The sequence below is a fragment of the Gimesia maris genome (assembly GCF_008298035.1).
Classification (GTDB): domain Bacteria; phylum Planctomycetota; class Planctomycetia; order Planctomycetales; family Planctomycetaceae; genus Gimesia; species Gimesia maris.
In genome coordinates this window covers 667,167-683,276 of the sequence record NZ_CP042910.1, presented here as the reverse complement: position 1 = coordinate 683,276, position 16,110 = coordinate 667,167, and the positions used below count along the sequence as shown (strand labels likewise).

Below are 16,110 nucleotides of genomic sequence, written 5' to 3'. Positions count from 1 at the left end.
CGATGCGCTGTCTAACATCAACGTTCTGTTTCTGTTGATGTTACTCTATTTCTCTGTTTGTAAATACTGAAACAGATCACGGACCTGCTGGGGCGTCAGTTTTTTCAGCAGGTCTTCGGGCATCAGAGAAACGGGAGACGCTTTCAGTTCCTCAATGTCATTTCGGCTGACCGTGGTGCGCTCATTTTTCGCATTGAGCAGCGTCACACTGGCGGGAGTTTCTTCCACCAGCAGTCCGTTCAGTACGCGTCCATCGACAGTGACCAGTACGTAGTTCAAATACTCTTTGCGGATCTGCGTATTCGGGTCGACGATGCTGACCAGCAGAAAACTCTGGTCCTGACGATTAGCTTTGGTCAGGTCCGGCCCGATTGTTTTGCCGGTATCAAACAGCTTATGGCAGGTCGCACACTGTTTCTCGAACAGCAGTTTCCCCTGATCCAGATTTCCCGAACCGGCACGCAGGTCATTGGAGATGCGCCGGATCTCGGCCAGTTTTTCTTCCGGTGTCCCTGCGCGAATATTACCCCAGTGCTTGCGGACGATTTCATTCAGCCTGACATCATTGTGTAAGGCCACTCTTCGTAACTGATCGGCAGTGACTTCTGTTGGCGGATAGGTTCCCTGATCGATTTCCTGCAAAAATGCGAACGCAGAGTCAGCGCGCCCCAGCAGAACATCGCGGGTCTGAGATCGCAGAGTTGCATCCATCTTTTCATACTGAGCCAGAAGACGCTCTGTAATCCGCTCATCAGCGAAGCGGCTCAACAGATTGAGTGCCGCCAGTTGAATGGTGGGCGTTTCCGAACCGCCCACCAGCTTTAACACCCTATCCCGACATTCCCGGGAGTCCCCCAGTTCCTGCAGAATTGCCAGCATGTCTAAACGTGTTTTTTCTGTGCATGTTTTATCTGTCGCCAATGCCAGGGCACGATCATAAGCGGCCTTGCTACCGAGCCGCATGGCGACACGAATGATGAGCGGGTCGGTGGTTTTGTCGTCCCAGATCGTGGCAAGTTGGTCGGCGAGTTCCGGGGGAAGGGTTTTCAATCGCGTGACCTGATTCGATTTCTCCACGCGAGTGATGGCAGCGATATTACCGTATTTGGGACCGAGGGGAAGCCCGGGCAGACGTTCGCGACCCAGCATTTTCAACCCGGCATCCAGTTCGGAAATCATCCGTTTGCGCTCTGTTTTCTCCGGGGCTGCTGCCAGTAACCGGGCACAGGCGACCAGACTTGCGTTGCTCCCTTCGCCGGCATAGCGACGCATCAGACGTCCCAGGATCACCTCCCTCAGAAAAAGATTCTGCCAGTCGCCCGGACGGGAAAAAGCTTGCAGTACCTCTGGTAAACTTGAAATCGAATATCGTTCCAGCGCCCACCAGAGTAACAGCGGAATATGGGGATCATTTCTGAATTCACTGCGATTCAATAACGTGCGAACCAGAGCGATACATTGTTGTGCAGGGAGCCGCTTGGCAGAACTGGCCAGTTGACTGATGACGGTCGGGCTGGTATCAGTTTTGGCAATTGATAACAGTTTCTGTCCGTTTTCGTCAGAGACCTGTTTTGTGTCACCGATGAGCCGAATGGTCCAGGCCCTGATGTGGGGATCCTGGTGTGCGAGCAGACTGCTTTCCCGATTTTGATCAAAGGCGTCCAGCGTGTTTAACGTCCAGAGCGCCTGTAAAGCGAGTGATGGATTGTCTGGATTTTGCGAGAGCGTTCTGAGCTGGTCGATAACCTGCTTGTCACGTCGCTCTGCCAGAATCCTGCGTGCGCGTCTGACCTGCCATGCATTACTGCTGCCCAACACGTCGACCAGTTGTTCGCTGGAAAGGGAGTGGGGATCGACGTGCCGAACCGGTTTGGCAGATCGATGGCTGATACGAAACACGCGTCCGTTTCTGCGATCCCAGGTCGCATCCGGATCGGGGTGCGCGGTTCGCTGGTCGTGCCAGTCGGCGACGTAGACAGCTCCATCGGGCCCCTGGATTGCATCGCTGGGCGCAAACCAGGTATCGTTGGCCTGCAAGAGGACGCCCCCATTTTCACTGCGGAACGTGGACTGGTCCGGCAGCACATGATGCCAGCGGACGGCATGCCCGAGCGTATCGACGGCGATGTATTTGTTGCGGTATGGGGCGGGGAACTGATCGCTCTGATACAGGATGCCGCCCACCGTGACGTGTCCTCCCTGAAAGTTTTTGTGAGGCACGTGCTGAAAGTAGCCCAGCGCAAACGGATTATGCAGTTCACCGTGTTTGGCGAACGACTTTTCGTAGTAGGCACCCTGCACACAATGAATCATCAGATAGCCGCCGTAGTTGGTGCCCGCGAGGAGATTGCCAAACTCGTCGAAATCCAGGCCCCACATGTTGCCGCCCCCTTCCATGAACAGTTCGAATTTCCTGCTCACCGGATGATAGCGCCAGATGCCCTGCTCGAATTCAATCCCCCGGATGAGGGCGGTGATGTTGGTTCCCTGTGTTCCATACAGCCAGCCATCGGGTCCCCAGACCAGTGAATTGGCGACCGAACTGGTGTCTTCCATGCCAAAGCCTTTCAGCAGCACTTCCGGATCGCCGTCGGGAATATCATCCCGGTTGCGATCCGGATAAAAGAGCAGGTATGGTGTCTGCAGCACAAATACGCCACCATAACCGAAGGCAAAACCGGACGCGATATTCAGATCGCTGATAAAATCTTTCGCTTTGTCAAACGCGCCGTCGCCGTTGGTATCTTCCAGAATCGTCAGGCGGTCGGCGCCTTTCGGCCCGGTCGGGGGAGGTTCGGGAATCCGGTCATAAGTGGTCCGAGAAAAGCGATCGACCTTAACCCGTTTCAAACCGGCAGGATTGGGATATTGCAGATATTGCAGCACCCAGAGCCGCCCACGATCATCAAAGTCAATCGCGACCGGCTGGCGAACTAACGGTTCAGCAGCGACCAGCTCGACTTTGAAGTCGCTGTCGACCGTCATGCGCTGGGCCGCTTCGCCCGGCGAAAAGCCCTGTGCCAGGCAGCGTACTTCAAAGGCCTGCCAGATCAAAAAAGACAGAACAACCATTCTGATCAGAAAAAAAGTGGTTCTGTTGGATGCTGCATTGAATCGCATCGTCTCTCCCTTTACCGGAGCACCATGAATAAACAGGACGCCTGTTTTCCCCTGCTTTATTGTCCCAATCTAGCGAGTGCTGTCAGGAGAAACTATCACACATTTCGTAAACGTCTTCACATTTTCCGTCACTTGCGAACCGCGCGTCGGAAGCTGCCTGGTGTCTGCTGAAATTTGCGTTTGAATAAGGCAGCCAGGTAATGCGGGTGATCGAAACCCGTTTTGAACGCAATTTCTGTCAGCGATAACTGCGTCTCTGCCAGCAACTGCTGCACGCGTTCGAGCTGCACGCGCAGGATTTCTTCTTTGGGAGTGCGGCCGATAAACTTTTTCATCCGCCGTTCCAGGCTGCTGCGGGAGATGGGAACTTCCGCCAGGATGTCTTCCACTGTAATTCTCTGACTGGCATGATCGCGAATGAATCGCAGGGCTGCTGCCAGGTCCTGATCTTCCACGGCGACGATGTTGGTGGACTGTCGTTGTACCAGTCGGGCCGGAGGAAACAGCTGGACTGGTTCAGGCTGCTCCCCCTGTTTCATCATCTGTTCCAGCAGGGAAGCCGCTTCGTAGCCGATGCGTTCAAATCCGGCGTCGATGCTGGTGAGCGGGGGTGACGAGAGTTTGCAGATCAGATCATCATTATCGGAACCAATGACGGCGACTTCATCGGGGACTTTCAGGCCGACGATCTGACAGGCCTCAAGCACATGTTGCCCCCGGTCATCATAACAGGCCATAACTCCAGCGGGTTTGGGTAATGTGATCAGCCATTCGGCGATGCCCTGTTGATCATTCTCCCAGTGGCTGGCGTCCCAGCGGTCATTCTGTTCCGGAAAGAGACTGCAGGTACAGCCGGCATCAGCGAGAGTTTGTACGAACAGGTCACAGCGTTCATCCATGCGGGAATTCAAACCGCGGGGCCAGCCACAAAACCCGAAATGGCGAATCCCCCGGTCGAGTAAATGTTGTGCCGCCAGTTCCACAATTTTCTGATTGTCGGTGAACAGACTGGGGAAGCCAAAACCTTCCCGGGTGTAAGGCATGTCGATCACAGGCAGCCTGCGTTTGCGGAGGATGTCGGCCATCTGCTTGTGAGGAATGCGGGCGAGGACACCATCAATGTCTGCTTTTTGCAGCCAGGCGGGCGCCGGTTGATCGGGCTGATGCGAGCGGAAGATGACCGACCAGGATCCGATTTCGCGCTGGAACCTGATCATCCCGTTCAGCAGCCCCCGTCCATGACCCGACGAGGTGTCGATCAGAATGGCAACTCTCGACTGTTCCTGCATGCTGTTTCCCCCGGTAAAACACCAGGCGCTACATGGTGTGCGGTACTCTGCATCTGTTGTACTCGAAATGAATCACGCGTGCCAGCAAGGCTGTGGAAGTACGCGGCATGAGTAGTGGAGTCGGTATGGTAAATGAATTTTTGTCATAGAAATCAACGGCCTCGTTGATAAGATAAAGGATAACCTGTACAAAATTAAGGAAGGAGCGTGTCACTTTTTTGTTGCGTGCCTCCGCCAGGGATGGGTGCTGCTCGTGTTCCCCACGAGTCGTCCCGCTTTTAATTGAGAAACTTCGAGTAATCCCGTTACGAAAGTCTGTGCCTGCGATGTCTGGATTCACTGAAATGATGCACGCCGTTCAGGCGGGAGACCAGGATACCGCGGAAAAAATGCTGCCTCTGGTCTATGATGAACTGCGAAAACTCGCAGCAGATTATTTAGCGAAAGAACAGTCCGGCCATGCCCGACAGGCCACATCTTTAGTCCATGAAGCCTATCTGCGCCTGGTGGGAAACGACGCGGAATGGAACGGGGAAGGACACTTCTTTGGTGCGGCTGCGATTGCCATCCGCCGTGTTCTGGTGGAAAACGCGCGGACTCGCAGAAGTCTCAAACGGGGTGGTGATGCGGTGCGTCTGGAACTGGACGATGTGAGCCCCGCCATTTCTCCTGAACCGGTGGAAGATCTGATTGCGCTGGATGAGGCACTTGACCGGCTCTCCGCTGTGAACCCACGAGCCACAGAGTTGGTTCAACTTCTTTATTTTTCGGGACTTACGCTAAGCCAATCTGCGGAAGTAATGGGAATATCGCCCCGCTCTGCCGACCGCCTGTGGGCGTATGCGAAAGCCTGGCTTCGCCGGGAAATGCGCAGTAATTTCGAAAATTCCTGAGAATTTCTGGCGTCCCCAACCGCCGCTCTACGCACTGAATGGTAGCGAGGTTCAAAGAGATCTGACTGTCATCTCTTTGTTCTGTTTACCAGATTCCCCTGCTGCGTGAGGCCGATTCGTGTCATTTCAACCCAGAAACATGCTCTCTCTGTTGGTGATCCTTCTGATCCCCAGTGTCTTACCCGCCGACGACATAAATGGACGCGTGCCGTTTCGTAGCAGGTCGTTTGACGGAGAACTCAATTCCAGAATGATCGAACAGACAGTCATTGATGCCGGGCAGTTTGAAGAGCATTCTCAGCCACTGCAGCGGAGTAATTACCCGGAGCAGAACCTGAATCGAGTCATCATGATCCTGGCTTATGCAGGACCGGATCTGGGACGGAATGGAAAAAGTGATCTGGAAATCGCCCGGGAGGAATTCAAGGAGCGTGTCGAGGCAGCGATGAAGTCGATAGATGAACTGTTCGAGAAAGAGAAGGCGATTGCCATCAAACGAGGCAATACGCATGGTGCTTATTTAATTGAACGACAGCGGAAACGGTTTAAGGAGAAACGAATTCTGCCCTCGGTGATCCGGACGACCCACTTTGAAAAGGAGATCGTGGTGGCGGTCACGTCGATGCAGAAAGCCTACCACAGTGAAATCCTCGAATTTACTCGCAACGGAGACAAGTCGAAGGCGTCCTGGCTGGAAACAAAAGCCTACAACGAGATCTCTCCCTACCTGTTTGATGGCCGCCGCGTTTACGTCCGCGACGGCGGAGCCGTTTACTCCATTCAGCCGGACCACAGTTGGCTGGAAGTGAAGAATAAAGGCAAAAGCCACGTTCGCTTTCATGAGGCGGCCCGCAAATCCGATTATATCGAACTGAAAAGCAAGACCACAGACGTGCGCGTCCGGCTGTACAATGACCGGGTCTCCCTGAAGCATGGTTATTATCCCTGGGGGCACTTCAAAAAAGGGCGCTGGGCACAATAGGTCTCCGCAGAGTCGGACTGTCATGAATGAAACACGGAGTACAGAGGTGTCTGGCGATGGTCGGTCTGTTTTTCACAATGTCTTCTCTTTCTTCAAGTCAGACTCAACTACATAATAGTGTTCATTCATCAATCGCGATGATATGTGTCAACAGCTTCCAGGATACAACAGATGATTCAGGCCTGACGAGAGAACCGAAATAATCAGGGTGAGTCATTTAGAGAAATATTGAATATGAACGAACAGGAAATATTTAATGAAGCACTGGAGATCGACGATGTTCCGAGTCGATCCGCGTTTCTCGACCAGGTATGCGGCGATGATCGGCTGCTGCGAAAACAGGTGGATGCGTTACTTGAAGAATACGCGCGCTCGGGAGAATTCCTGAGAGTTCCCGCCGTGGACCAGATCAGAAAAGCAAGCGATGTGACGCGGGTTGCATCGGTCGAGGACAGTCCGCTCGAAAGCGACCTGGATCTGAGTTTTCTGGAACCGCCGACAGTTGAAGGTTCGCTGGGGAGCCTCTGCCATTACGATATCCAGGAACTGATCGGTCGGGGCGGCTGCGGGATCGTGTTTAAGGCGTTCGACCAGCGACTGCACCGGATTGTTGCCATCAAGGTCATGACGCCGGCCATGGCTGCCACTTCCCCTGCCCGCAAGCGTTTTTTGCGCGAAGCCCGGGCCACCGCGGCGATTCGTCATGAAAATGTCGTCAATATCTATGCGGTCGAGGAAGCTCCCCTCCCCTTTCTGGTGATGGAATACATTGACGGCAAAACACTGCAGCAGGTACTCGACGAAAATGGTCCACTCGAACTCCAGACCATCTGTCGACTGGGGCAGATGATTGCCAACGGACTCCAGGCAGCACATCTGCAGGGACTGATTCATCGGGATATCAAGCCGGCCAATATCCTGATCGAATCAGGTACAGGCCAGGTCAAGCTCACCGATTTCGGTCTGGCTCGCGCAGCGGATGACGCCAGCCGATCCCAGAGCGGCATCATCGCCGGGACCCCGCTGTACATGTCCCCCGAGCAGGTTCAGGGCGTCAGACTCGATCAGAGGAGTGACCTGTTCAGCCTGGGCAGCGTGCTGTATGTGATGTGTACCGGAAGGGCTCCCTTTCGTGCTCCCTCAACGCTGGCCGTACTCAAACGGGTCGTTGATGAGCAGCCACGCAATATTCAGGAAGTCATTACGGAAGTCCCTGACTGGCTGGTAACTATCATTCAAAAACTGCACGAGAAAGAACCTGAAAAACGTTTCACCTCGGCACAGGAAGTCGCTGACCTGTTAGCGGGTACTCATGAAGAAATCGCATTGAAGATCCCTCCCGTGGAAGAGTCTCCCGAGAGTTCGAAGCGAATGCGTCGGGCGCTGTTCCCCTGGATGAAGTTCGCAGCGGTTCTGATTGTGCTGCTTTCGAGTTTCGGCTTCACCGAAGCAACCGGCATCACCAATGTGCGGGGAACCGTGATTCGCCTGCTCTCGCCTGAAGGAACGCTGGTGATCGAAGTGGATGATCCCGGTGTCAGCATTTCCATCGATGGACAGGAGATGGTGATTACCGGTGCCGGCGTCAAAGAACTTCGACTGAAACCGGGACAATATCAGCTGCAGGCTACGAAGAATGGTGAAGTCCTGCAGCAGGAGCTGATCACAGTCACCCGGAACGGACGACAGGTTGTGCGCGTGAGCCGGGAACCGGCAGCTCAACCGACCGATTCAAAAGTCGTTGATCCCGACCGTCGTGCTGCGGAATATGTCCTCTCCATCGGGGGAAAAGTACGTTTGAACGATGACAGCCGTCAGGGAGAGAAAAAACTCATCGCATCGATCAAGGAACTCCCTGACAGTCCCTTTCGCCTGACTCACGTCGAGCTGATCAACATGAAAAAGGTTACCGATACCGGTCTGGCTGCATTGAGAGGTACAAAGAATCTTCGTTTTGTGAACTTAGCCTATTCTCCTGAATTCACCGATGCGGGTCTCGCACACCTGAGTGACAATCGCGGATTGCAGCGGCTTGATTTATGGGGGACCAATATCACAAAGCAGGGACTGGAATATTTTACCGACTTCCCCGATCTGCGCGATCTGAGGCTGGGGGACACGCAACTTTCAGCAGAAGATCTCTCGATTTTGAAACGATATGCAAGTCTGCAAAAACTCGAGCTATTGATGCTCTCACTGACCCAGGCAGATGACAGTACACTTGCGATTCTGTCTGGTGCCTCCCAATTGGGCCAACTGAATCTGGAACAGACCAATATCAATGATGTCGGACTGGAGTCCCTGGAGCAGAATCGTAATCTTCGCAACCTGTACCTGAATAAAACCCCGGTAACGACGGAGGGCATCAGACGTCTCGCCCAGGCATTGCCCGAATGTGATATCGACTGGAGCGAATTGAAAAAGACCAGCACGTCAAACGGGCGCTGGACACCCGATGCCGGACAACAGAAATTTTTTGACGAAGTAGCCCGCATGAAAGCGACAGACCAGGTTGTCGCGGTGTCTCAAAAGTTGATGGAGGTCAATCCTGGTTTTGATGGCAAACTGAAGGAAACAATCGAAAACGGTCATGTCGTCGGTTTGACCTTCCTGGCAGGAGATCATATCGCTGAGATCTGGCCTGTCCGAGCACTGTCAGACCTGACCTCACTCGTATGCGGTGGTAATCATCTGACACACGGCAAGCTCACGGACCTTTCACCACTGGTCGGATTGCCGTTGACCAAAATGGACATCAGTAATTCCAGTGTTTCCGATCTCACGCCTCTAAAGGGAATGAAGCTGGCTCACTTGTATGGTGCCCACACCAGGATTAAAGACCTGTCCCCGTTAGCGGACATGCCGCTCAAGGTTCTGTTTCTCTGGAGTAGCCCGCATGTGTCGGACCTGTCTCCGCTGAAGGGGATGCGGCTGACTAATCTGAATTTAGATTTCACTCAAGTGGCCGACCTGTCTCCCCTCCAGGGAATGGATCTGACGCACCTTGCAGTACACCAGACTCATGTCCGCAGTCTATTACCGTTGAGTGGGATGCCCCTGCAGGCGCTCTACTGCAGTAACACGGGCATTTCCGATTTGTCACCACTGAAAGAAGCGGAACTGACCACACTTCACATAGAGAACACTCAGGTTTCCGATCTGTCACCGCTCGCAGGCATGCCTTTGAAAGAATTGAGTTTCGAACGAACCCTGGTCTCCGACCTGTCACCGCTGGAGCATATGCCATTGGAACAATTGACATTGAGCCTGCCGCTCTTTGAGGAACAGGATGAGCAACTTTTATTCCAGTTGCCCCTGAAACGGCTGGGAAGGGATGCCCATGAAATACGCGAAGCGGGTGATTTCTGGAGTCAGTATGCCGCACAACAGAGCGCCGCCGAAGCATTCGCATCCGCTTATGCCCAGGAACCTGCCAGCGTACGGACCAATGCAATCCTTGGCAAACTTCGTGAAGACGCGAATGGAGTCGGCCTGGTGCCGGTCATTGAAGAGGGCGTCGTCATTGAGGCGACTCTGACTCTGGTCCCCGAGTCTCACGACATCTCATCCCTGCGCATGCTGAACTCGCTCCGCAAACTCACGCTGAAAGGGGGGCCTCCCACACTCGATCTGTCCCCCCTCAATTCTCTGCCGATCGAATCACTGAACTGCAGTCCGCAGCAGGCACTCCGCAATCGAACGACTCTGACAGAGATAACATCCCTGACTACGATCAACGGACAGCCGAAGCTGGATTTTCTGCAAAGCATTCTGCGCAACAGCAAAGCTTTGACAGGTAATTAAACTACAAATACAGGCTTTTACAGTACGCGCGATCTGCGACATCCTGCGCTGCGCTCGGCCCGGATTGCATCCGTGGCTATCCGATTCTTCCAGTCCGTGATCGGTGTTTACTGGTTCGGGATTTTCATCTGCGGTGCTTCGGAGCTGATCTTTATAATTATTTTTTTGGGGGGGGCGGGTCAACCAGATCGTGGTGCTGTTTACGTAAGCCCTGTCGGGCAGGCCGACAGTCTCACCCGCGCAGGTGAGAGGACATTGATATTTGTTATTGTTATCGGGGTCTGTCTCGTGTTCGATCTGTGGTATGTATGCCGTTGCATGGTGGATTATTTTGTGGAAGGGCGTGGGGAGGTCAAGAGGGATGAACGATAAAACATGGCGATATCTGTTGATATGGGACCGATGCTGGAGTGATCAGTGGCGGTGCCGGAACGAAGGGCTGCGATGTGTGGCGACCCGCAGGCATACATCAGGAACGGGTGCTGATCTGAGAACTGATTATCTGGAAAAAACAGGCTGTTTTATAGTGACGATCAAGAACAAGTGGCGTATGTTTCAGTGCACTGCAAACTGGTCACGCGCGCGACTCATTTTAGCGTTTATCGTCGTCGGCGCGCAGGCGTCAAGGGGAGTTTATTCAGTTTTTTCCGACAGGCGACTGACGTCGATGCGAAAGGAGCTGACAGACGGTCAAACTGGCTTTCACGGTGAAAACCAGTTTGACCGTGGTGCGATCAGTCCGCTTTGGGGCCCAGATTTAATTCCAGATCTTTGAAGCGAACCTCCATGGGTCCGCCAGAATGAATCTGGAAGGCGATGATGCCTGTTTTGGCTCCCTGGGGATCGTTGAGATTAGTACAGAGATTTCCGTTGATGAAGGTACGAATCTGTGAACCAACGGCGACGATGCGGTACTCGTTCCATTCCCCTTTACGAACATAGGCTTCACCCGATTCTTTAAACAGGAGACCACGGCCATGTTCTTCATAAAGCTTCCCCCACCAGCCTTTGCCCGCGTCGGCCTGGTACCCTTTGACATGGCTGCCTGGTTCCAGGCTGCTGCGAAACTGAATGCCGCTGTTGCCGATATCGGGAGTCAGTTTGACTTTGAGTTTCAGTTCAAAATCACTTACCTGCAGATCGCTGACCAGGAATTCATTCTGTTTGATTCCCGGCGAACGTCCGACGATCTCGCCGTTTTCGACCGACCAGAGTTGACTGTTTCCGGTCCAGCCAGCCAGGTCCTGACCGTTGAAAAACAGCTTCAGATTATCGGGAGTCGCTTTCATGGGAACCTGTTGTGAACCAGCCAGATACGCGACCAGCGAACGGACTTCCAGACGGCTCAACTGCTTCCAGAGATTGTCCGGCATCATTGATTTATCGCTCAGGCTCATCTCATCAATTTCATCGCGGGGGATGATGACTGTCTCATTCGCAGTTGCGACGGTGACCGCGTTCTTATCCTGCTGTTTGATGATGCCTGTCACAATTCGTCCCGACTCGGTGACGATGACAACGGGTTGATAGTCCTTCGCCATCACGGCACTCGGATCAATCACGTTGGAAAGCAGATAATCGAGGTTTGCCCGATTGGAACCAGTTAGCTCGGGTCCGATCGATTCCCCTGTACCAAACAGTTTGTGACACTGCTGACAGGTCTTCGCAAAGACGGCTCTTCCCAGATTCAGATCGGGGGTGGGATGAGGACGTTCAATCATATCCCTGAAGCTGGCGATCTGTTTTTTCTTATCCGCAGCCGACTCGCGCACGATGCCCCAGACTTTGCCGATTTTTTCATTCAGACTTTGATCCTTGAGATTCCCCAGCTGACGAATGATTTCCGCGGAGAGATCTTTAGCAGCGATCTCTTTCGCTTCGACAGCCGCCACCAGCTGATGTGCATACTCGCGTCGACTGGCGAGCGTATTGAGGGCATCCCGTTTTTCATTCAGATCGAACTGCGGATAGCGTTTGAGAATCTCAGACGCAGTCTCGGCAGCAGAGTATCCCGCCAGCCCGCGTAAGGCTTCCCGTCGCATGCCCGGCTCGTCGAGCAGTGGAATCAGAATTGGCTGCAGCTCCGGATCTTTTGCCCCCAATAACGATGCCAGTGCCGACTTGCGGCCCGAGAGATCGTTCTTCCGACTGGCTACGATTTCCCGCAACTGCTGCATCGCCGCTGGATCACCAAAGGTCACCGCCAGCGCCAGAGATTCTGATTTCACAACCGGGTCTTTGCTGGCGATCAGCTTTTTACCCACGGATTTCCAGGGTTCTGGCATCGGGAACTGACGACGACCGCGCAACGCACTGTTGATGGAATCGAGGAAGACCTTCTGCCGCGCTGCTGTTGTCGACTGTCCCAATTGTTCCACCAGGAAAGCGACGGCCTCGGCTGTTCCGATATCGGCGATCCGACGCAGGGTATAGGATTCGATCAAAGGAATTTTGGAAGCATCCGCCAGTTGAAACGCCCGCTGCATATTATGAGGTGCTAACGGCTCGATCGCATACCAGTACAACAAAGGCAGATTGTGATCGTTCTGATCTGCTTTATGACTGACCAGGCCAGACAGGATGTCCCAGCGCTGATCCAGAGGCAACCGATTGACGGCGGATCCCAGATACAACCGCACCACGGGAGAAGGATCACTCTGAGCGAGTTCAGCCATTTTCGCGAGCAACGCCTCAGTCGGGGTTTCTGTTTCCAGCGCCAGTTGGATTGCCCAGCCCCGCATGAATTCACTGGGGTCTTTTAATGCCTGCATAACTTTGGCTTCTGACAGACCGCCGGTCACATGCAGGGCCCACAATGCCCGCAAACGTCGAGTGACATCGTCATGCTTGAAAGCCATTTCAGCCAGCTGGGCATGGACTTCCGGATCGGGTGCCCGTTCCTGCAGAATGCGCCGAGACTGGCGGACGTACCAGTCGTTATCATGTAACTGCAGCTTGACGAGTTCGGCACTGGTCAGCTTCTGCAGATCCACTTGAACCGGTTTCGCATTATTATAAGCGACTCGAAAGATACGACCGTTCGAACGATCATGTTTCTGAAACTCGCGATTATGACACTGATTCGTATCGTACCAGTCGATAAAATAAACCTGCCCGTCCGGTCCGTATCGCAGATAGAGAATCTGTGAGGAACGATCGTTGGCGAACAGGAAATCGGGAGCGAAATCCCCTTCGTAGCCCGAACCTTTACGCGCCAGCTGATCCTGATTCAAACGGGCACCGTGAATGTTATTCATGAACAACTGATTGCGATACTTTTCAGGCCAGCTTCCCCCCAGGTAAATCATCGCGCCGGCATGGGCGTGGCCACCTCCCACCAGATCAGAAGCTACCCGGTCCGACTGATTCCATTGACCGCCGGTCCAGTGTCTGTGTTTCGCGATGGTCTTGATATCATCGTAGGTATAAGGATTGAAATGCTGTCCCGCCTGTCTGCGATAGCGGGCGTTCTGAACGATATGAAACAGATGAGGGATCACACAGCAGGTCAGGAAGCACTGCCCCTGATCGTTAAAGTCCACGCCCCAGGGATTACTGGTGCCATGGGCGAAGACTTCGAATTCGTGGCGGGTAGGATGATACCGCCAGATTCCGGCGTTGATGGGCTGGCGCTGATCATCGGGGGTGCCGGGCTTCCCGACTCGGGAATGAGTAAACACGCCATGACACCCATAGAGCCAGCCATCGGGGCCCCAGATGAATGAGTTCAGCGTCTCGTGCGTGTCTTCGTAATGCCAGCCATCCAGCAGGATCTGCGGTTCGGCATCGGGTTTATCATCGCCATTCTTATCAGGAATAAAGAGCAGATACGGAGCCTGTCCCACCCAGACGCCACCAAAGCCGACTTCCAGTCCACTGACCAGATTCAGTTTATCCTGAAAGATTTTTCGAGTCTCGAATTTGCCATCGGCATCTTTGTCTTCGAAAATCAGGATCCGGTCTTTGCCCTGCCCTGCCGGTTGTTTGCTGGGATAAGCATACGATTCAGCGACCCAGAGTCGTCCGCGATCGTCAATCGTCATGGCGATCGGCTGCTGGACATCGGGTTCGGCAGCAACAAGAGAAACCGAAAATCCTTCCGGAACGGTCATCACCTCAGCCGCCTTGGAGCCCGGCAGACCATCGTATTTCTGAGTATGATCTTTTGGGCGAGCATCGCTGTTGGACACTTTTAAGGACGCGGGTTTCTGATCGTGGAACCGAAAATGGTCGAAGTTTATGTGTCCCCAGCCACCCCGATGCTGATCGACCAGGCGAATGAAGATCTCCTTACCCTGGTACCTGGAAAGATCGACCAGCGTCTGATGCATGGCTTCGTTGTTACGACCACTGGCTTTGGCAATCACTTTGCCGCTGGCATGATCTACGATTTCGACTCGCGTGGAATCATGTTTCCCGCCACCGACATAGAAGCTGGCATAAGGATGATCGACTTGAATCGTCGCTGAAGTCAATGTTCCGACAGGCTTGTCTTGCAGGAACTCGAAGGTGCCGACCCAGAACTGTCCCTGATGGTTGCTGCGCATGTCGGTACGACGGGGGTGTACCATATCGTCTTTGGCTGGCTGTGACTGAAAAGCTTTGCCGTCTGCAATCCAGTCATTCAGATTTCCCAGTTCGAAGTCGACGTTCAGCCGTTTTCCTTCTGAATTCGTGGCGTAAAACTCTCCCGGCTTGAGCTCATTTTTTACGGAGACTTTCTCAGGAACAAACTTTTTTGGCTGTGCTTTCTTCCAGGTGGCTTCATTTACTTTTTGTACTTTGTGAAGCAGGACGTATGCGCCGGATTTATTGCCGATCACCAGATCAGGCAGCTTGTCGCCATTGAGATCGCCGGCAACAACCTGTGTTCCGACTCCTGATTTATCATTGATCTGGAATGGGAGGAAATCAACGCCCGATTGAGAGCGTACCGTTTTGAACCAGTAATTCACGGGAGGTTCTTTCGCTCCCGGGTCGTGCCCCTGGTGGGCCCAGAATCGTTTACCGGTGACAATGTCTTTAATTCCGTCGCCGTCCATATCGATTAGATCGACGGCGTGTAGCTGGGAAAACACCACCCCATATTTGTTCTCTTCCGGTTTGCTGCCCATGATGCGATGTTCGATGAATGTGATGTCGTCGCCGTCCTTCACATTCTCGAACCAAGCCAGGCCGTAGGTGTGGGCTGCTTTACTGGTGATGACATCCTGATCGCCATCGCCGTCGACATCGTAAGCATACATCTGGGCGCCGCCAGCGTTAGTAAACTTGAAAGGATGTCGCGTCCAGAAACCGGGCTTACTGATTTCCGCCGGTTGTTCCCACCAGCCATTTTTCTCAAGAATATCTGCGCGGCCGTCGCCGTTAACATCACCGACCCCCAGTCCGTGTGTGAATCGACCGTATTTGAGATTGGGAGAAATCGCATGAAACTGCCAGGGCGCAGTCGGATCTTTCCCCGGGCCGGCGTACCCGAGTTGGCCTCCGGTATGAAAGACCAGCTCTGGTTCCCCATCCCCGGTCAAGTCGGTATAGGTGGGCGATTCATTATCGACGTTGGGATGTGCCAGATGCTTTTTCCAGTGCCTCTCTTTGTTCTGCGGATTCGCGTACCAGAATGCTTCTTTCCCCGGAAAACCGATAATCACAATGTCGGGCCATTTGTCTTTGTTGATATCATGAGTGAAGGCGAAAAAGTTATCGGAATAACCGTTGATACTCCATTCCTTGACCGGATAGAATTCATGCCGTTTCTGAAATTCAGGCCCCTCGTACCAGTATGGCCCCGAGATGACATCCGTTTTTCCATCCTGATTGAGATCGGCGAATGTGGCTCCTTCTGCGTAGAATTTGTCTCCCAGTTGCTTGCGTTCAAACTGATGGACAATGAACTCTTCGGCGGCAGAGAGCGGCGCTGCAGACAAGAGTAGTGACAGCAGAAACAGGGAGTAACGAGCCATAACGATTCCCCTCGGAAAGATAAATCAGATAAAAATGGATTCGTGAAGCGTTTCAGTTA

The 16,110-nt window shown here is 53.5% G+C and carries 6 protein-coding genes; 3 read left to right on the top strand and 3 right to left on the bottom strand.

Annotated features, from left to right (window positions below; translation table 11 throughout):
* Positions 1-45: 45 nt before the first annotated feature.
* Entirely contained in the window at positions 46-3,120 is a 3,075-nt protein-coding gene (locus GmarT_RS02540; protein WP_149302417.1) for a PVC-type heme-binding CxxCH protein, read from the bottom strand.
* A 128-nt stretch (positions 3,121-3,248) separates the two neighbouring features.
* Positions 3,249-4,409, bottom strand: coding sequence for a XylR family transcriptional regulator (locus tag GmarT_RS02535; RefSeq protein WP_002649137.1), 1,161 nt, complete (start codon positions 4,407-4,409; stop codon positions 3,249-3,251).
* Between the two features lie 326 nt (positions 4,410-4,735).
* On the opposite strand from GmarT_RS02535, the gene GmarT_RS02530 reads away from it, so the two are divergent.
* The 3 genes from GmarT_RS02530 (at position 4,736) to GmarT_RS02520 (ending at position 10,088) form a co-directional block, all read left to right on the top strand.
* Positions 4,736-5,302: a sigma-70 family RNA polymerase sigma factor gene (locus GmarT_RS02530; protein ID WP_002649138.1), complete on the top strand. Its 567-nt coding sequence runs from the start codon at positions 4,736-4,738 to the stop codon at positions 5,300-5,302.
* Positions 5,303-5,420: 118 nt separating this feature from the next.
* Positions 5,421-6,284, top strand: coding sequence for a hypothetical protein (locus GmarT_RS02525; protein WP_149302416.1), 864 nt, complete (start codon positions 5,421-5,423; stop codon positions 6,282-6,284).
* Positions 6,285-6,518: 234 nt separating this feature from the next.
* Positions 6,519-10,088 (top strand): serine/threonine-protein kinase, encoded by a 3,570-nt coding sequence (locus tag GmarT_RS02520; RefSeq protein ID WP_002649140.1) that lies wholly within the window; start codon positions 6,519-6,521, stop codon positions 10,086-10,088.
* 734 nt (positions 10,089-10,822) lie between these two features.
* Here the strand turns inward: GmarT_RS02520 and GmarT_RS02515 are convergent.
* Positions 10,823-16,051 (bottom strand): PVC-type heme-binding CxxCH protein, encoded by a 5,229-nt coding sequence (locus GmarT_RS02515; protein ID WP_002649142.1) that lies wholly within the window; start codon positions 16,049-16,051, stop codon positions 10,823-10,825.
* Between the last annotated feature and the right edge of the window lie 59 nt (positions 16,052-16,110).

Bases quoted from the DNA above. Each gene is read 5' to 3' on its own strand.
- GmarT_RS02520 (WP_002649140.1), top strand. From the start codon at position 6,519: ATGAACGAACAGGAAATATTTAATGAAGCACTGGAGATCGACGATGTT.
- GmarT_RS02515 (WP_002649142.1), bottom strand. From the start codon at position 16,051: ATGGCTCGTTACTCCCTGTTTCTGCTGTCACTACTCTTGTCTGCAGCG.
- GmarT_RS02535 (WP_002649137.1), bottom strand. From the start codon at position 4,409: ATGCAGGAACAGTCGAGAGTTGCCATTCTGATCGACACCTCGTCGGGT.
- GmarT_RS02530 (WP_002649138.1), top strand. From the start codon at position 4,736: ATGTCTGGATTCACTGAAATGATGCACGCCGTTCAGGCGGGAGACCAG.
- GmarT_RS02540 (WP_149302417.1), bottom strand. From the start codon at position 3,120: ATGCGATTCAATGCAGCATCCAACAGAACCACTTTTTTTCTGATCAGA.